18 protein-coding genes and 2 tRNA genes are annotated in these 17,749 nt (G+C 61.1%); 13 read left to right on the top strand and 7 right to left on the bottom strand.

Annotated elements, in window-relative coordinates:
* The first annotated feature begins 119 nt into the window (after positions 1–119).
* A tRNA-Gly gene (locus AB5Y85_RS01595) sits at positions 120–195 on the top strand.
* A gap of 57 nt (positions 196–252) precedes the next feature.
* Positions 253–326 (top strand) — tRNA-Cys (locus tag AB5Y85_RS01590).
* A gap of 48 nt (positions 327–374) precedes the next feature.
* On the opposite strand, the gene AB5Y85_RS01585 is transcribed toward AB5Y85_RS01590, so the two are convergent.
* Entirely contained in the window at positions 375–668 is a 294-nt protein-coding gene (locus AB5Y85_RS01585; protein ID WP_005347702.1) for a hypothetical protein, read from the bottom strand.
* Between the two features lie 212 nt (positions 669–880).
* Between AB5Y85_RS01585 and AB5Y85_RS01580 the strand changes: the two genes are divergently transcribed.
* The 9 genes from AB5Y85_RS01580 (at position 881) to AB5Y85_RS01540 (ending at position 8,050) form a co-directional block, all read left to right on the top strand.
* Complete coding sequence (locus AB5Y85_RS01580; RefSeq protein ID WP_005334863.1) at positions 881–1,081, top strand: YbfA family protein; 201 nt, start codon at positions 881–883, stop codon at positions 1,079–1,081.
* A gap of 434 nt (positions 1,082–1,515) precedes the next feature.
* Positions 1,516–1,779, top strand: a complete 264-nt coding sequence (locus AB5Y85_RS01575; protein ID WP_005334862.1) for a DUF2282 domain-containing protein — start codon at positions 1,516–1,518, stop codon at positions 1,777–1,779.
* 72 nt (positions 1,780–1,851) lie between these two features.
* On the top strand, positions 1,852–2,700 hold the full coding sequence (locus AB5Y85_RS01570; RefSeq protein WP_257687930.1) for a DUF692 domain-containing protein: 849 nt from the start codon (positions 1,852–1,854) through the stop codon (positions 2,698–2,700).
* Entirely contained in the window at positions 2,693–3,445 is a 753-nt protein-coding gene (locus AB5Y85_RS01565; RefSeq protein ID WP_257687929.1) for a DNA-binding domain-containing protein, read from the top strand. Before AB5Y85_RS01570 ends, AB5Y85_RS01565 begins: the two co-directional genes overlap by 8 nt.
* Positions 3,442–3,885, top strand: a complete 444-nt coding sequence (locus AB5Y85_RS01560) for a DoxX family protein (protein WP_257687928.1) — start codon at positions 3,442–3,444, stop codon at positions 3,883–3,885. The genes AB5Y85_RS01565 and AB5Y85_RS01560 overlap by 4 nt, the downstream gene beginning before the upstream one ends.
* A 97-nt stretch (positions 3,886–3,982) precedes the next feature.
* Complete coding sequence (locus AB5Y85_RS01555; RefSeq protein WP_040065789.1) at positions 3,983–4,462, top strand: GNAT family N-acetyltransferase; 480 nt, start codon at positions 3,983–3,985, stop codon at positions 4,460–4,462.
* A gap of 90 nt (positions 4,463–4,552) precedes the next feature.
* On the top strand, positions 4,553–5,854 hold the full coding sequence (locus AB5Y85_RS01550) for a methyl-accepting chemotaxis protein (RefSeq protein WP_005353794.1): 1,302 nt from the start codon (positions 4,553–4,555) through the stop codon (positions 5,852–5,854).
* A gap of 180 nt (positions 5,855–6,034) precedes the next feature.
* The gene (locus tag AB5Y85_RS01545; protein ID WP_047439970.1) at positions 6,035–6,589 is read left to right on the top strand and encodes a DUF3332 domain-containing protein; all 555 of its coding nucleotides are present in this window, start codon (positions 6,035–6,037) and stop codon (positions 6,587–6,589) included.
* An 87-nt stretch (positions 6,590–6,676) separates the two neighbouring features.
* Entirely contained in the window at positions 6,677–8,050 is a 1,374-nt protein-coding gene (locus tag AB5Y85_RS01540) for an HD-GYP domain-containing protein (protein ID WP_257687927.1), read from the top strand.
* 77 nt (positions 8,051–8,127) lie between these two features.
* Here AB5Y85_RS01540 and AB5Y85_RS01535 read toward each other — a convergent pair whose 3' ends face one another.
* The 6 genes from AB5Y85_RS01535 to AB5Y85_RS01510 form a co-directional block, all read right to left on the bottom strand.
* Complete coding sequence (locus AB5Y85_RS01535; protein WP_257687926.1) at positions 8,128–9,186, bottom strand: FUSC family protein; 1,059 nt, start codon at positions 9,184–9,186, stop codon at positions 8,128–8,130.
* 62 nt (positions 9,187–9,248) lie between these two features.
* Positions 9,249–11,012, bottom strand: coding sequence for a bifunctional molybdopterin-guanine dinucleotide biosynthesis adaptor protein MobB/molybdopterin molybdotransferase MoeA (locus tag AB5Y85_RS01530; protein ID WP_257687925.1), 1,764 nt, complete (start codon positions 11,010–11,012; stop codon positions 9,249–9,251).
* Positions 11,009–11,653: a molybdenum cofactor guanylyltransferase MobA gene (gene mobA / locus AB5Y85_RS01525; RefSeq protein WP_257687924.1), complete on the bottom strand. Its 645-nt coding sequence runs from the start codon at positions 11,651–11,653 to the stop codon at positions 11,009–11,011. The genes AB5Y85_RS01530 and mobA overlap by 4 nt, the downstream gene beginning before the upstream one ends.
* Positions 11,625–12,320 (bottom strand): energy-coupling factor ABC transporter ATP-binding protein, encoded by a 696-nt coding sequence (locus AB5Y85_RS01520; RefSeq protein ID WP_257687923.1) that lies wholly within the window; start codon positions 12,318–12,320, stop codon positions 11,625–11,627. Before AB5Y85_RS01520 ends, mobA begins: the two co-directional genes overlap by 29 nt.
* Before the next feature lie 34 nt (positions 12,321–12,354).
* Positions 12,355–13,056, bottom strand: a complete 702-nt coding sequence (locus AB5Y85_RS01515; RefSeq protein WP_257687922.1) for an ABC transporter permease — start codon at positions 13,054–13,056, stop codon at positions 12,355–12,357.
* Between the two features lie 64 nt (positions 13,057–13,120).
* Positions 13,121–13,963, bottom strand: a complete 843-nt coding sequence (locus AB5Y85_RS01510) for a substrate-binding domain-containing protein (RefSeq protein WP_068976719.1) — start codon at positions 13,961–13,963, stop codon at positions 13,121–13,123.
* A 255-nt stretch (positions 13,964–14,218) separates the two neighbouring features.
* On the opposite strand from AB5Y85_RS01510, the gene AB5Y85_RS01505 reads away from it, so the two are divergent.
* The gene (locus tag AB5Y85_RS01505; protein WP_058055711.1) at positions 14,219–15,574 is read left to right on the top strand and encodes a sigma-54 dependent transcriptional regulator; all 1,356 of its coding nucleotides are present in this window, start codon (positions 14,219–14,221) and stop codon (positions 15,572–15,574) included.
* 25 nt (positions 15,575–15,599) lie between these two features.
* Complete coding sequence (locus AB5Y85_RS01500) at positions 15,600–17,702, top strand: HAMP domain-containing sensor histidine kinase (RefSeq protein WP_257687921.1); 2,103 nt, start codon at positions 15,600–15,602, stop codon at positions 17,700–17,702.
* Positions 17,703–17,749 lie beyond the last annotated feature (47 nt).

Genomic DNA, 17,749 nt, shown 5'->3' with positions numbered 1-17,749 from the left:
GTTTAAACCCTGAGCAAACAGTCTGCATCAGGGCTTTAATTGCGAAAAAGGGGTTGTGCTGGCGCTCGTGGTACGTATAATGCGCCTCGTTGTCAGGCAACTGGCACGAAAGCAGTAACGCGGGAATAGCTCAGTTGGTAGAGCACGACCTTGCCAAGGTCGGGGTCGCGAGTTCGAGTCTCGTTTCCCGCTCCAATTTTCCATCACACCAACGATGGAAATCACTTTCAAGACAATCAGTCTTGTCAGCATGGCGCGTTAGCAAAGCGGTTATGCAGCGGATTGCAAATCCGTTTAGTCCGGTTCGACTCCGGAACGTGCCTCCATATTCTCTCTTTTCCCTGATTCATCACTCTTCGATCAGTGAAGCTTGGTCAGTATCCTTGCTGTACCAGTAACTGTTCGCAGCCAGCCTGTTTCCACTCGCGCTCGAGATAGTGGCTCACATCCGCCATGTTTTGCCCCCGATATTGAAACTGCACCTCGGCACTGTGCTGGTTGAGATCCGCAATCCGTTGCTTCAGTGTGCCGCATTGCCACAGGCTGACGGTGGGCACGCCCCGTTCGGCCAGCACGATGGCATCTTCCCGATTCAGTTGCCACTCCTCCAGTTGTGCCCGTGTCAGGGCAACCATCAGCACCAGCAGTGCCACTTCCGGCAGTTTCATGCGTGTCTCCCTACTGCATGTTTTTCCCCTGATAACTGTGGCAAAGCGCACGATTTTCGCAAGTTTGTTAACTGTTGGTTAATGACGTAACCCGTTTTCAGCATTTCCCGTTTTTCACCATTTTTTTATAAAAAAATGCGTTGGTGATGTAGTAATCCTACATGGAGTGGGGTAATCTTTGCTCAGTGGTCTTACCAGTAAGGAGTTACATCATGTTTCATCCCTTTTCCCTGACTCAGATTATTCTTCGTCGCATTTATGTGTTGCTGGTGGGCATTCTGGCTTTCCCCGTGATGCTGTTTCGCAGCGATCGTGCACGCTTCTACAGCTATCTGCACCGGATCTGGAATAAAACCAGCACCAAACCGGTTTGGCTCAAAATGAGCGAGCGTGGCGAGCGGATCTTCTACTAAACCCCATTCGCACCTTGTGCAAAAAGAGACAGCCAAAGCTGTCTCTTTTTTTATCTGCTTGCTGCAACTCCTGGCTCCCAACACCACTCCGATTGTTTATTTCTTGTTTCTTTAAAGTTGCATCCAGCCCTGCCTGTTGGCGGGGGTTTTTTATGTCTGACACATCTCTTTTGATGGAAGCAGTGAAGAAGATTAACGGGATGAAAGCACCATATGGCACTTTCCTCGTTCATTAATTGGTGGTCGTCGAGAAATTTTCAATGATGAAATAGTTGTTTAAAATCAATTCATTGAGTGTTTGCCTTTGGGTTTTTTAACTCTTTTTGTGTTTTTTTTGAAAGGGAATATCCCGTTTGCCGGTTCTATTGCAGGTACCCGGTTGCGACAAATCGGGGATATCAGCAACATCCAACGACATCAAAAGGAACATGAACATGAATGTTAAAAAAAGCACTGCTATCGCCTCCGCCATGACCGGTCTGCTGGCGCTGGGCGCCCAATTTATCGCGGCACCAGCAATGGCTGCCGATGAAAAGGAGAAGTGCTACGGCGTGGTCAAGGCCAGCAAAAATGACTGTGCGACCAAGAGCAGCTCCTGCGCCGGTACTGCCAAGGAAGATGCTCAGGGTGATGCCTTTGTGGTGATGCCAAAAGGGCTGTGCGAGAAGCTGGTCGGCGGTTCGCTGCAACCCAAGTAAGAGACATCGGGCAGGGGATGGCCAACGGGCCGCCCCCTGCATCTTCTCTGATTGGTGAAAGTGAGTCTTGCGATGAACCCTTTGATTGGTATCGGATTACGCTCTCCCCATTACGACGAGATCCGGCAAACCCTGCCGGCAGTCGGTTGGCTGGAGGTGCACAGTGAAAATTACTTCGAACGGCACAGTCACGGTTTTCAGGTGCTCGCCGAACTGGCGCAGCACTACCCCGTCAGTCTTCACGGCGTTGGCATGTCCCTCGGTTCTGCCGACCCGCTCGATCCGCACCATCTGCAGCAGTTGTCGACACTGGCCGCGGCGATCAAACCGGTACGGATCTCCGAACATCTCAGCTGGGGCAGCATTGGTGGGCGTTACTTCAACGATCTGCTGCCGGTGCCCTATACCCGAGCCTCCCTGCGCAACATGAGCGACAAGATCCAGCAGGTACAACAGACCCTGGGTTGCCGCATGTTGATTGAAAATCCATCCTCTTATCTGCAACTGGCCGGAGAGATGAGCGAGTGGGAATTTCTGGCCGAGCTGCAGCAGCGCAGCGAGTGCGGCATCCTGCTCGACCTCAACAATCTCTATGTCAGTGCCTTCAATCACGGTTTCTCTTGCGATGAGTATCTGGCGGCGATCGATCTCGCCACCGTCGGGGAGATCCATCTGGCCGGTTATACCGAGAAGCAGCTGCCGGAAGGCTCCCTCTATATCGATACCCACAGCGCCCCTGTGGTGGCGCCGGTCTGGGAACTCTATCGCCAGATCTGCCGCAAGCAGGCCATTCCCACCCTGATTGAGTGGGACCTCGAGATCCCGCCGCTGCCGGTCTTGCAGGCAGAGGCGGCGCAGGCCAGTGCCATTCTGGATGAGGCGCGCGCCATGAGTGCGCCACGGGAGGTAGCCCATGGCTGAACTGGCACAACTGCAACAGCACTTTGCCGATGGTCTGCTGGGGGTGCCTGACGCCATTTCCCCTCACATCAGCTCCCGGCTCTTTTCTGCCGAGTCTGTGCTGCAGGTCTATCGCAACCACTTCATCCTGAGCCTTGGCGAGGTGCTGGCGAGCAGTTATCCCGCCGTCAAGGCCATGGTCGGGGATGACTTTTTTGCAGCGGCGGCCCGTGGCTTCGTATTGGCCGAGCCGCTCAGGGAAGGGAGCGTCATGCACTATGGCGCCGGGTTTGGTCAATGGTTGGCCCGCTTGCCGACTACAACCGGACTGCCCTGGCTGGAGGCGCTGGCGCAGTTCGAATGGCAGCTTGAGCGTGCCAGTCTGCTGCCGCTGGAATCACGCTGCTGGCCAGCCGAGCGTCTGGCAGCATTATCGCCGCAACAATGGGAGCGGCTGCGGCTGTTGCCAGCCACGGATCTGCTGCTGGTTGCCAGCGATTATCCGGTGCTGGCCCTGTGGCAGATGGCGCTGCACGGTGGTGAAGCGGTGGAGGTGCTTGATGCCCCCGTCTGGTTGGCATTGAAGAAACAGCCGGATTGCCGGGTTGCCCCCTTGCCCCTGACGGCTGGTGAGTGGGCGCTGCTACAGGGATGTCTCGCCGGTACGGCGCTGGTCGATCTGCTTGCGGCCGACCCTGCGGCCAGTGAACATCTCACTCGCCTGATAACCCTTGGTCTGCTGGTGGATATGGAGGTAATGCCATGATGGCAAACAAATGGCTGGCGCTGGCCAGCTCAAGTGGTGATTTGCCGCGCTGGAGCAGTACCGGTGTGCTGTTGCTGGCGCGGCTTTGGGTCGCGTCGGTTTTTATCACTTCAGGCTGGCTCAAGCTGACGGCGTGGGATTCCACCCTCTATCTGTTTGAATCCGAGTATCAGGTGCCCCTGCTGCCCTGGTTGTGGGCTGCTTATCTGGGTACGGCGACCGAGCTGCTGTTGCCGCTCTTCCTGCTGGCGGGGCTTTTTACCCGCCCGGCCGCCTTGCTGCTGTTTGGCTTCAATATCATGGCGGTGATCTCCTACCCGACCCTCTGGGTGGGTGGTTTTTACGATCACCAGCTGTGGGGCTGGATGCTGCTGACCCTGATCATCTGGGGCGGCGGGGTGCTGAGCCTGGATCACTGGCTGACACGTCGCAGCCATTGATTTATCAGTGATTTCCCCAATGACAAAGAGCGCCACAAGGCGCTCTTTGTCATAATGACGGCCGGCGAAATTTCCCATGAGAGAAAAGGAGCAGCCAATGATTATTCGTCAGGCAAGGGCCGCAGATATTCCCGCACTGGTGGCGCTGCGCATGGAGCTGTTTTGTGAGGTCGGTGAGCTGGTGACGCCGCAGGCAGACCCGGCCTTGTGGCAGGCCACCCTTGACTATTTCACCCGGGCGATGAGTGAAGAGAGTGCTTTATCCTGGCTGGCTGAGGCCGATACGCAGGAGGGCTGCAAACAGATCGTGGCAGCAGGGACGCTGGCATTGTTTGAACGGCCACCCTATCCCGGCAATCTGGCGGGGATGGAGGGGTATCTGCTCAATATGTATACGCGGCCACAATGGCGCCAGCAGGGGATCGCCACGGCGCTGCTCGATGCCATTACAGCCTTCGCCAGATCGCGTCAGCTGGGCAAGGTGTGGCTCCATGCCAGCGAGCAGGGGCGCCCTCTCTATGAGCGGATCGGCTTTGTCGCCAATCCGGCCTATCTGGAGTGGAACCTGGCACCTTAATCGATGGGCCCCCGTTATCTCTATGGTTTCTCGTCTAAAGTTCATGCAGATGTGACGTAGTTGTAACCAGGTAATAGAGGGGCAGGGCAGATGTTCAACTTCAAACTCAAAGCGGAATTACAAGCGTGTCAAATGCAGTTGGCCCAGGCCCAAGCATTTATTGATGCAGTAAAAGTCGGTGTCGCTACCATCAGTTTCACTCCAAGTGGCGAGATCCTCGAGGCGAACCCGCTGTTTCTGAATGTGGTGGGCTATAGCGAGCAGGAGGTGATTGGTAAACACCACCGGATTTTTTGTGATGCCCACTACGTCCAGTCATCCTCCTACGCCCAGTTTTGGGAACAGCTTCGTCAGGGGCATAGCCACAGTGGCACTTACCAACGCTTTGATAAACAGGGTCGGGAGTTGTGGCTGGAGGCTACCTACTTCCCGGTCAAGCTTGACGGCAAGGTGGTCAGGGTGGTCAAGATTGCCTCCGATATCACCGAGAGTTATCAGCAGTTGAGTCGTCAGAAAGCGATCATCTCGGCACTCGATCGGGCGCTCGCCATTATCGAGTTCACCCCCATGGGGGAGATTGTGACGGCCAATCAGAATTTCCTCTCCTGCGTCGGTTACTCCCTTTCGCAGCTCAAGGGGCAGCATCACAGGCTGTTTTGCGATGAGAGCTTCTATCGCGAGCAACCCCACTTCTGGGACGATCTGGCCCACGGCCAGCTCAAGTCTGGACTGTTCAGTCGCCGTGACAGCCACGGCAACGAGATCTGGCTGGAGGCTACCTACAACCCCATCAAGGATGAGAGCGGCAAGGTGGTCAAGGTGATCAAGTTTGCCAGTGAGGTGACAGAGCGGATCAAGCGCGCCCAGGCAGTGAGCGAGGCGGCCAACATAGCCCAGACCATTTCGCAGGAGACCACCCGCTTTGCCGAAACCGGGTCTGAACTGCTGGCGGCATCGGTTGCCATCTCCAGCGCCATTTCCGAACAGGTGAGTCGCACTTCCGGCCTGATTGGCCAGCTCAATGAGCAGTCGAAAAGCATTGAAGCCATTGTCTCGACCATCAGCAGTATTGCCGAGCAGACCAATCTGCTGGCCCTTAACGCAGCCATCGAGGCTGCCCGGGCCGGCGATCAGGGGCGCGGCTTTGCGGTGGTGGCCGACGAGGTACGTCAGCTGGCTGCGCGCACCTCCCTCTCGACCGGCGAGATCGCCAGCGTGGTTCAGAAAAACCGCGAACTGACGGCCCAGATCACCGGCAACATCAATGAGGTGGCCACCAGTGCCCAGCGTGGCAAGGAGCAGATCGGCGAGGTGAGTGGCGTGATGGCACAGATCGAGCAGGGTGCCATCAATGTGACCGAGACAGTCTCCAATCTGGCAATCGGCTCCTGACGGTTATTGGTTGTTGAACGAGGCACCGATCGGATGATAATCCCATCGGTGCGTATTTATTGCGCACTTGATATGCCAATCTGAACCCCTCCTGTATCGTCCCGCCATTGTGAATTGTCCTCTTCTGGCCCCTTGATTAGGCTTGCCGCCTCATTTATTTCAGAGCAGGAACAGAACACGATGGCATTACAACAGAAGGGGCGGGCAATGGCCCTGCTGGTTATGGTCGCGAGCATGGGGCTGGGCGGCTGTATGGGGCAGATGGGGCTTTCCGGCATGGTCACCAAGGGCAACCTGAGCGTGGTGGATAACCGCTACGCTCGTGCCGGGGTCTTTATGCTGCTCTCCCCTGTCTACGGTCTGGCCGCGACCGCTGACCTGTTCGTCTTCAATACCATCGAGTTCTGGTCTGGCAAGAACCCCATCACCGGCAAATCTCCGGCTGTGGTGGACATGAAAGCCAATCCGGTGATCAAGGTGAACCAGCATCTGGATCCGGCCCTCAAGACGGTGCCGCTGGCCATGCTGCCACAAGGGGTGCGCGAGGTGGAGATCAGCTACCCGGACGAGCATACCGCCCAGATGGAAGTGCACTATCTGGATGGCCGCCGCAGCATGATGCGTGGCGAGAAGCGTGGCGAGCTGATGGATATCTACTTCGATGGCCGCTTTGTCTCTACCCTGAGCCGTGCAGAGCTGGAAGAGCGGGCTAATCAGGGCAAGGCTGCTGCCTAAATTCAACTGAATCCAGATCGATCCAGCTTCAGATGGGGTATACCTAATCTGCTGGCAAAATCGCCATGATGTCTAAGGGAGTAGACTATGACGGTGAATGGATTGCGATTGGCGGAGTTGATTGGTTCCCTCAGTCATGCGCTCGATATGACTGAGGGGCAACCAAGAGGACACTGCATTCGCTGCTGCTGGATAGGTTCCCGTCTGGGTGAGCGGCTGGGACTGGACGCCCGGCTGCGCCATGATCTCTACTACACGCTCTTGCTTAAGGATCTTGGGTGCAGCAGCAATGCCGCCCGCATCTGCGAGCTCTATCTCACCGACGATCTTCACTTCAAACGCGATTTCAAACTGGTGGATGGCTCCCTCTCCGAGGTAGTCAACTTTGTGCTGGGCCACACCGGCTTGCAGGCGGATCTGCTGGGACGTTTTCGCAGCCTGTTTCATATCTTTCGCAACGGCGACCAGATTGCCAACGAACTGATCCAGACCCGCTGTCATCGGGGGGCGGATATTGCTCGCCAGCTGCGTTTCAGTGACGAGGTAGCCGATAGCATCCTCTCCCTTGATGAACACTGGAATGGCAAAGGTCGGCCCCTGCAACTGGCTGGCGAGGCGATCCCGCTCTTCTCCCGAATTGCCCTACTCTGTCAGGTGGTGGATGTGTTTCACGCGGCTGCAGGTCCGGATGCGGCGCTCAAGGAGCTGCGCGAGCGCAGTGGCAGCTGGTTTGATCCGGCACTGGTTCGGGAATTTGAAGCGCTGGCCGACGAGGAGTTCTGGCAAGGACTGGCCGATCCCCGACTGACCGAGTGGGTGCTGGTCCACCCGGCCGGGCAAGGGGAGGTAGCGCTGGATGAAGATTATCTGGACGAAATCGCGGCGGCCTTCGGGCAGGTGGTGGACTCCAAAAGTCCCTACACCGCAGGTCACAGCGGCAGTGTTGCGCTCTATACCGACATTCTTGCCACCCAGATGGGGTTGTCCGAGTCGCGTCGACGCTGGCTCAAGCGGGGCGCTCTGCTCCATGATGTGGGCAAGCTCGGGGTGAGCAACGCCATTCTCGACAAGCCGGGCAAACTCGATGCGCAGGAGTGGGCGGCGGTGCAGATGCATGCCGCCTACACCGAGGAGATCCTGAGCCGCATCGGTGCCTTCGAGGAGCTGGCGCAAGTGGCGGGCGCCCACCATGAGCGGCTCGATGGCAAGGGCTACCCCAAGGGGCTGAAAGGGGACGAGATTACCCTTGAGACGCGCATCATCACCACAGCCGACATCTTCGATGCCATCACCGCCAAGCGCCCCTATCGCGGCGCCATCCCTGTGCCGCAGGCGCTGGAGATGATGGCGGAGAATCTGGGCACCGCAATAGACCCTGACTGTTTTGCCGCCCTGCAGGCGGGTATTCAGGATTTCTCCCTCTACCTCACCACCGAGCAGCCGCTGGCCAATGCCAGTTAAGATTTGCTGCCTTCATGGCCCAAACGGCCAGTCAGACAGCAAAACGCCCCGCAATTGCGGGGCGTTTTGTATTGGGTCTAGTCGGGCTGCTTGCGATGGGGCGGGGTGAGGATCAGCCCCAGCAGGCGGTGCAGGTGGGTGAGCTGTTCGGTCAGCTGGACGTTGAGCCAGAGGTAGCCATTGATGGCTGCCTCTGCGTTGGGCGGCAGCGATATCTGGGTCGCCACCTCGTGCAGGCGGGCGATGGCGGCATCCGCACCACGCCCGTCGCCGGTTTGCATCATCAGGGCAAGCTGGTTGATCGCCTCTTCGGTGGCCAGATGGCAGGCTTGCAGCGCAGCCGTGCTCTGCATCAGGAAGTGGCTCTCCCGATCGTTCCAGTAGGTGTTGGCCAGCATCTCAAGAGTGCAGAGGGTATTGCGCACGGTGACCTGCACCGCATCAAACAGGGCGACGCTGTGGCGTGTCTCCTTGGCCGCAGGGGCCAGCAGGGCCCGCAGTTTGCCGGTCTGTGCCAACAGCTGGGAGAGATTGTGCTTGAGGCGCGGGCGCTCCAGCACATTGGGGGAGAGGTGGGTGTGATAGAGCCGCCCCGACTGCTGCAGGATCTGGTGCAGTTGCAGCCGCCAGTGGCTGTAGGCCCGCTGGGGATAGATGCTGCAAAAGAGCAGCGCCAGCAGGGAGCCCAGTATCACGTCGGCACTGCGCCACAGCGCCGTCTCTATATCCCCCGGCATGGCCCCCATGGTGACTCCCAGCGTGATGCCGATCAGCAGCCCCACATAGGGGCGCTTGCCGAGGGCTAGATAGCCGCAAAGGAACATGATGCACCCGCACCAGATCAGGGTAAGCGGTAGCGAGTAGATCTCGAGATAAAGCGCCACCACCCCGCAACTGGCGCCGAAGATGGTGCCCACCACCCGCTGCAGGGCGCGGGAGAGCACATTGCCCCAGAACGAGATGGGGCCCATCACCACCACCAAGGTTATCAGCGGCCAGGTGCTCTCCGGCAGTTTCAGCTCGCGGGTCAGCAGAAAGGTGAGCATAAAGGCGAGCGCAATGCGCAGGCCATGGACGATCCGGTAGCGGCCATAGACCAGCAGATCGAGTCGTGAGAGGGGGGCATCAAGACGCACGGTCTGCCTCCTGTCAGGTGGGTGACGGGGCGCCGTGCATCCGGCCGACGCCCCGTCGGGATTTAGGCCAGTCGTCCCTGCAGGGGGTGGATCCAGACCCGTTCGCCAACGGCGATCCCGGGTTGATCCGGTACGATTTCAATCAGGCAGTTGGCCTCGGCCATGGAGCTGAGAATGCCCGAGCCCTGTGGCCCAGTGGTGCGCACCCGCAGCTGGCCGTTACGGTCCTGATGAAAGATGCCGCGCAGAAACTCGGTGCGCCCCGGGCGGCTCTTCATCTTCTCGTCTGCCAGTGCCGAGAGACGCAGCGGCTGCCACAGCTTGCCCTGCAAGCGGGCGATGGCGGGCTCGACAAACTGCAGCACGCAGATCATCGCCGCCACCGGATTGCCCGGCAGGCCGAAGAAGGGGGTCTGCCCCAGCTTGCCAAAGGCGAGCGGGCGGCCTGGGCGCATCTGGATGCGCCAGAAATCGATCTGGCCGAGCTCCGCCAGCACCTGCTTGATAAAGTCGGCGTTGCCTACCGAGACCCCGCCGGAGCTCAGCACCAGATCGGCGCTGGCGGCGGCTTGCTCCAGCTGCTGGCGCAGAATGGTCTTGTCATCGGGAATGATGCCAAGGTCCATCACCTCGCAACCGGCGGCGCGGATAAGGGCCATCAGGGTGAAGCGGTTGCTGTCGAAGATGTGGCCGGGGGCGAGCTGCTCGCCCGGGGCCTGTACCTCGTCACCGGTACTGAACAGCACCACTTTCAGCGGGGTTCGCACAGTGAGACTGGCTTGACCGAGTGATGCCGCCAGCCCCAGCTGGGGGGCGCCAAGCCAGGTACCGGCCGGGATGGCGACCGCACCTTTGGTGAGATCTTCCCCGGCGAGGCGCACATTCTGCCCTGCGCGGATCGGGGCGGTGACGGTGACCCACTCACCTTCAATCAGCGTCTCTTCCCGCATCACCACAGTATCTACCCCGGGGGGGAGCGGAGCGCCGGTCATGATCTGCACCGCCTGACCGGCCAGCACAGGCTCGTGGCGCTGCTGGCCTGCCAGCACTTCCCCCACCAGCTGCCAGCGGCCGACGGCGAGATCGTCGCTGCGAAGGCCAATGCCATCCATCGCCGAGTTGGCGTGGGGGGGCACATTGATGGGGCTTATCAGATCGGCGGCCAGCACGGCGCCGTGGCACTGGGCCAGCGGTTTGTCGCTGCAGGTAGTGCTCGGGGTGAGGGCTGCCAGAATGGCGTTGCGGGCCGCCTCGACCGAGAGAAAGCCCTTGCCTGCTTCAGGCTCCTTGCTCTGGCAGCTGTCAAGCCAGCGGCAGACGAAGTCGGCAATGGCCGCCAGATCGTTGATATCGAGGCGGGGCAGGCTTGTCTGCTGTTGTTCGCCACTCTGTTGGGGCTGATCGCTGGCCAGCGCGATGATGTCCCGGTCTTCGGGGAAGAGCAGCGGCTTGCCAATCTCGGCGCGGTGCAGCTCGATTTTCGGGAAGTGTTCGTGCTTGAACCCCTCGACCAAGAGCAGATCGAGCTCTGTCTGATCGAAGCTGGCCAGCAGCTGGCGAAAATCGGCTTCGGCCAGTTCCGTTTCAATGATACGGGCATGACGACGGCGGGAGGCGACCATCATCTGCTGGGCACCCGCCTTGCGCAGGCGGTAGCTGTCCTTGCCCGGCTGGTCGATATCAAAGTCGTGGTGGGCATGTTTGAGCACCCCGATGCGCAGGCCACGATCCACCAGCAGGGGGATCAACTGCTCCAGCAAGGTGGTCTTGCCGGTGCCGCTCCAGGCGGCGAAGCCGAGCAGGGGAAGAGTGGGTGCCGGGGTCATGAGGTGACTCCTTGTTGGGGGTCGATAGCCGGGGCAAGCAGACGGGCCTCGTAGGCGGCCAGCTCGGCAGGGCTGTTGAGATTGATAAAGGCATCCGGCTGATCGGCAAAGCTCACCACCGCCATATGGTGGCGGGCAAACCAGATATCGATTTTGCGCTCCCCCTCTGCCAGCGCGGCGGTGAGGGAGGGGAGCAGGGATTTGTGCAGCAGGGCGACCACGGGTTGCAGCCAGTTGCCGTCGTGGGCCACTACCAGCTCGGTATCCGGGGTCAGGGCGGCGCGAAAGCGGCTCATCAGATCCAGCGGTAGGGCGGGGCCATCGCAGGGAACGAATAGCACCCAGTCGTGACGGGCGGCGGCAAGGCCTGCCTGCATGCCCGCCAGCGGGCCGAGATAGTCGTTGTTGTCATCGCTGATGACCGGGGCCAGCGCCTGATAGCGGGCCTGACTGCGGTTGGCGTTGATCAGCACCTCATCCACCTGGGGGCGCAGGCGCGCCAAAACATGGTCGATCAGGGGGCGTCCCGCCAGTGCTACCCATCCCTTGTCTTCGCCTCCCATCCGGGTGGCGCGGCCTCCTGCCAGGATCACTGCTGATACGGCAACGGGATCAGAGTGGCTGTCGCTTTTTGAAGTCATGTCGCTCGATGATTTTTAAAGGGGTCGTCTCTTGCAGCTGGCCACGGGCGAGGGTCCATTGCCGCTCGCACAGGTCGGTCAGGGCGTTGCTCTGGTGGCTGATGACGACCAGGCCGCTGCCATGTTCCCGCAGATCTTGCGCCAATGCGGCCATCAGGGCAACCGAATGTGTGTCGAGATTGGCGGTGGGCTCATCCATCAGCAGAAAGGCCGGTTGCAGCGCCCAGGCGCGGGCCATCGCCAGCCGTTGCCGTTCGCCACCGGACAAAATGCTGATGTGCTCCCGCGCCAGCCCCTCCAGCTCGACCCGGCGCAACGCCTCGAACCCCCGGATCTCGCTGCCGAGCTGTTTATCGAGCGCCCAGGCCACGTTGTCGTGCACCGTGCGATCGAACAGATAGGGGGTCTGGTGCAGATAGGTGACCCGGCCCGGCCCCAGATCCCGCTTGAGCAACCGGTTGAGCCGCTGTTGCCAGCGCCCCGGCAGATTGGTGTGGCCGCGGGTGGGGGTGAGCAGCCCCGCCAGGATCTTGAGCAAGGTGGTCTTGCCCACCCCGTTGGCTCCATGCAGCCAGATGGCATCCCCCGGTGCGATGGCGAGCCGGTCAATCTCGAACAGCTGGCGCTCGCCAAAGCGCATCGTTAGCTGGTGGGCGGTCAGGGCCATGGGGTACTCCTGTTGGTACACAGTGGGGGCATGGTCAGTTCTTCAGATAGCTGTGGCCGCGACAGGCCGTCAGCAGCAGGTTGAGCAAGAGGGCGAGGGTGAGCAGCACTATGCCGAGCGCCACCCCTTGGGTGAAGGCCCCTTTCTGGGTCTCCAGCGCGATGGCGGTGGGGATATTGCGGGTAAAGTGCAGGATATTGCCCCCCACCATCATGGAACAACCCACCTCGGTGACGATGCGGCTGAAGGCGCCGATCACCGACGCCAGCAGGCCAAAGCGGCACTCGTGCATCAGGCCGATCAGCGCCTTGGGCCAGGAGACCCCCAGGGTCAGGGCGGTCTCCCAGGCGCGCCGATCGCTCTGAACAAACGCCGCGTGGGCCATGGTGGCGATCACCGGGAAGGCGATCAGCATCTGCCCCACCACCATCGCCTGCTGGGTAAAGAGCAGCTTCCAGTCGCCAAAGGGGCCGGCCCGCGACAGCAGCATGTAGAGCAAGAGGCCAATCACCACGGTCGGCACCGATTGCAGGGTATTGATGCAGGAGAGCCAGAGCCAGCGGCCGGGCAGCGGCAGATAGGCCAGGGCAAAGCCCAGCAGCAAGGCGGGCAGCAACACCAGCAGCAGGGCGATGCAGGAGACGGAGAAGGAGACCCCCACCACCTGCCACAGTTCGGTGTCACCACTGAACAGCAGGGCGAGGGCCGCCAATGTCGTGTCGATCAATGTCGGCATCAGACCTCTCTCTCATCGTGCAGGGCGAGGGCCATTAACGTTATCGCAGGGGTCAGGGTTGCCATTATTTCCCGTTGGCATCCGCTACAAACAGCGCTTGACCCGCCACCTTGAAGTCGCCGATCAACTTCTGGCCATGCTCGGAGACCAGCCAGTTCTTCAGGGTGCGGGCCCCTTCGGTGTTGAGATCCGGGTAGCGCTTGGGGTTGACCAGGATCACCTGATAGGGGTTGAACAGGCGCTTGTCACCCTCCAGCAGTACGGCGAGATCCAGCTTGCTCTGGTAGGCGAGCCAGGTGCCGCGGTCGGTCAGGGTGTAGGCACCCAGCTCCGAGGCCATGGTCAGGGTCGGGCCCATCCCCTGGCCGATGGATTTGTAACCGGCAAACTCGGGTTTGACGTCAGCGGCTTGCCACAGGGTCTTCTCCTTGATGTGGGTACCGGACTCGTCACCGCGGGAGATAAAGGTCTGGCCCTGCTCCTTGATGGCTTGCAGCCCCTTGGCTGCGTCGTGCAGTTTGCCGAGACCCGCCGGATCTTTGGCCGGGCCGACGATAACGAAGTCGTTGTACATCAGGTGCACTGGCTCGATGCCAAAGCCTGCGTCGACAAACTTCTTCTCGGCAGAGGGGGCGTGGGTCATCACCAGATCCGCATCGCCGTTCTCGCCCATCTTCAGGCTCTGGCCGGTACCGGCCGCCATCACCTGCACCGGATAACCGGTCTCCTTGGTGAACTGGGGCAGCAGCCAGCCCAGCAGACCGGACTGCTCGGTGCTGGTGGTGGTGGCGAGGCGGATCGGCGCTTTTGTGGCATTAGTATCCGCTTCGGCGTGGGCCGCACCGGCGATCAGCAGGCTGGCGGCGAGGGAGAGGGCAAAACGTTTGAGGTTGGTTTTTATCGTCATCGTGATGCAACTTTTTTCAGGGTGGATGAGGAGAGGGCAAGAGTAAGCAAGCAGGGTGCCAAACTGTTCCTGTGCCGCTGCATTCACGGTTTGCTGTTTAAAAACAGAAGCTTATTAAAATCAATTAGGTGAGCTTGTTATCGCTTTTAATAATTGGTGTTGGTGCTTTTGATACGGTAAGGACAAAATGTCCCACTAAGGTTCCGGTTATCGGGACATTCACCGACCGTACGTGCATCCGAGGTACTTTTTTCCATGACACTCCCTCCCAGCCGCTGGTCTGCCCTCTCCCTGCTTATCGTTGACGATGAGCCCGGCATGCGCAGCTTTCTGGCCAAGGCGCTGGCCAAGCGTTTTGCCCAGATTGAGACTGCCGCCAGCGTGGAGGAGGCGGAAGCCCTGCGCTGCCGCCTTCACTTTGACCTTATCATCGCCGACATCCGGCTGCCGGGGCGCTCCGGCATAGAGTGGCACGAGGCCATAGACCCGGCCACCCGCCGCAGCGACATTATCTTCATGACCGGTTTTGGCGATATGGAGACCGCCCTCAAGGCGCTGCGCCTCGGCGCCAGCGACTTTATCCTCAAGCCCTTCAACCTCGATCAGATGGTGCAGGCGGTGGACAGAGTCATCGAGCGCCGCCAGATGGAGCGGGAGAACCTGCTGCTGCGCCGGGAGGTGAGCAAGCTGTTCCCGCCCACCCTGATCGGCGACAGTGCCAAGACCCGCGAGCTCAAGACGCTCATCGCCAGAGTGGCCCCCTCCAACGCCGCCGTACTGGTGGAGGGGGAGTCCGGCACCGGCAAGGAGCTGGTGGCCCGCGCCCTGCATCAACTCTCCGGCCGGATGGGGGCCTTTGTGCCCCTCAACTGCGCCTCCATCGCGCCGGAGCTGCTGGAAAGCGAGCTGTTCGGCCATGTGCAGGGGGCCTTTACCGGCGCCCGCAAGGGGCGTGACGGCCTGTTTCGGGTCGCCCATCAGGGCACCCTGTTTCTCGACGAGATCGGCGAGATGCCGCTCGCCATGCAGGCCTCCCTGCTGCGGGCACTGGAGCAGAAGGCCATCCGCCCGGTCGGTGCCGAGCGCGAATTGGCGGTGGATGTGCGCATCGTCGCCGCCACCAACCGCAACCTCAAGGCCGAGGTGGAAGCGGGCCGCTTTCGCGAAGATCTCTTCTATCGCCTCAACGTGGTGGCGCTGCCGGTGGCCCCGTTGCGGGAGCGCATCGACGATATCCCCGCGCTGGTGCACCATTTCACCCGCCAGCTCACCGCCGAGATGGGGATGGGTTCCTTGAGCTGGACCCACGAGGATGTGGTGGCGATGCAGGCCTACCCTTGGCCCGGCAACGTGCGGGAGCTGCGCAACCTTATCGAGCGCTGCCTGCTGCTGGGCAAGCCCCCGGCGGATTACTGGCAGAGCAGCAAGCCGGCCGAACAGGGCGCGAGCGAGGAGGGTTATCCGCTGGCGTGGCCGCTGGCGGAGGTGGAAAAAGCCCACATCCTGCAAGTGGTGGCGAGCCATGATGGCAACAAGTCGGCCGCCTCCCGGGTGCTTGGGGTGGCGCGCAAGACGCTGGATCGCAAGTTCAAGGAGTGGGCCATCGAATGAGGAAGGCTGATCGGATGGGGTGGCGATGAAACTGACCCTGCTCTCCCGCTGCATGCGCGCCCTGTTGCCCCGTTGCGTGAGCACCAAAGTGCGCTGGCGCCTGCTGCTGCTCACCTCGGTACCCATCATGCTCACCCTGGTGGGCATGATCGCGCTCACCCTCTACTGGACCCTCACCTACAGCTGGCAGAACCTGCTCACCACGGTGCGCAGCGATCTCGGGGTGGCCCACCACGCCATCACGGTGCAGCAGCAGCGCCAGACCGAGCATCTCGAGCATCTGCGCGATGCCTGGGCTTTTCAGCTGCGGCTGCGGGAATCGCCGGATCATCTGCATGACTGGGTGATGCCGCTGGCGGCCAACTATGGTCTCGATTTTCTACGCTTGCGCCGTGGCCCCGAGCTGGATCAGCTGACGGCGCAGGAGCGCGCCGCCCTCACGGCCGGACGCAGCGTCAGCCACTTTGTGGTCTGGTCGCAGCAGGAGATGCTCGCCCTCTCCCCGCAACTGGCCAAGCGGGCCGTGCTGTGGCAGCGGGATGGCACCAGGGTGGTGGAGAGCCGGGGATTGATCAGCCTGTCACTAACCCCTGTGATGGGCCGCGACGGCTCCCTTTGGGCGGTGCTGGAGGGTGGCGAGCTTGTCAACGGCAGCACCCGGCTGGTGGATGAGCTCAAGGGTCAGGTGTTTGCCAAAAACACCCTGCCAGATGGCAGCGTCGGCACTGTCACCCTGTTTCTCGACGATCTGCGGGTGAGCACCAACGTACCGGTCAGCAGTAGCCGTCAGGTGGGTCGGGCGGTGGGCACCCGGGTCTCGCCGCCGGTGCGCGAGCAAGTGCTGGGGCGGGGGGAGATGTGGGTTGACCGCGCCTTCGTCCACGACGCCTGGTATGTCTCTGGCTACGAGCCGCTGCTGGGAGCCAGGGGCGAGCGGCTCGGCATGCTCTATGTGGGCTTTCTCGAGTGGCCCATTATCCGCACCTACCTCACCAATCTGGTGGAGCTGGGCTCCGGCGTAGTGCTGTTGTTGCTGCTCTCCGGCCTGCTGGTCTATCGCGGTGCGCGGGATCTCTTCTCCCCCATCGAGCGGATGCACAAGGTGGTGCGGCAGGTGCAGGCCGGGGAGTCCGCTCGCATCGGCCCGCTGGCGCTCGATCCCGACCACGAGCTGGCCCAGCTCGGTCGCCAGTTTGACGCCATGCTGGACAGGCAAGAAGCGCATCAGCAGCAGATGGCCCGCAGCGCCGACGAGCTGGAGCAGAAGGTGGCCGAGCGCACCCAAAGCCTCGAGCTCAAGACCGCCGAGCTGGAAGATCATATTCATATGCTGACCGAGGCGCGCCAGCAGCTGCTGATCAGCGAGAAGCTGGCAGCCCTTGGCGAGCTCTCGGCCGGGGTGGCCCACGAGATCAACAACCCGCTGGCGGTGATCCTCGGCAATGTGGAGCTGATGAAGCTGGAGCTGGGAGAGGCGGCCGAGCCGGTCAGCGAGGAGCTGGCGCTGGTGCTGGCCCAGATTGAGCGCATCCGCGCCATCACACGTAGCCTGCTGCAATATTCGCGCCCCGGCGACTACGAGACGGCGCCTGTGTGGCAGCACCTCAACCCCATCATCGAGGAGAGCCTGACCCTGGTGCGCTCCGCCCTGCGCCAGCAGCAGATTGAGCTGGTAGCCGATCTCAGGGCCCAGCAGCCCATCGAGGCGGATCGCCAGCAGCTGTTGCAGGTGCTGATCAACCTCTTGGTCAACGCCAGCCACGCGCTGGGGGAGCAGGGGGAGATCCGGGTCGAGAGCCGCGACTGGGTCGATGAACTGGATCAGCTGCGCGGGGCCGAAGTGCGGGTCATCGACAACGGCAGCGGCATCGAGGCGGCGATTATCGACAAGATCTTCGACCCCTTCTTCACCACCCGCGCTACCGGCACCGGTCTGGGGCTGGCCCTGAGCCACCGCATCATCAGCCGCTGGGGTGGCGAGCTCTTGGTGGACTCCACCCCGGGGCAGGGGAGCTGCTTTACCGTGCGGCTGCGCAGCCACGCCCTGCTGCCAAGCGGCAGCGAGCCCGCGAAACTGGAAGGGTGGCGCATTGCCCTCAATGCCGAGGGGCGTGAGACAAGCGATTGATGCTGCTTAAAAAAGGCCCGTGATAAAAACAGCCCGTCCACATGGTT

It is taken from the genome of Aeromonas sp. R3-1, assembly GCF_040908345.1.
Taxonomy (GTDB): domain Bacteria; phylum Pseudomonadota; class Gammaproteobacteria; order Enterobacterales; family Aeromonadaceae; genus Aeromonas; species Aeromonas veronii.
The sequence above is the reverse complement of the archived record's forward strand: the minus strand, read 5'-3'. Positions and strand labels throughout refer to the sequence as shown.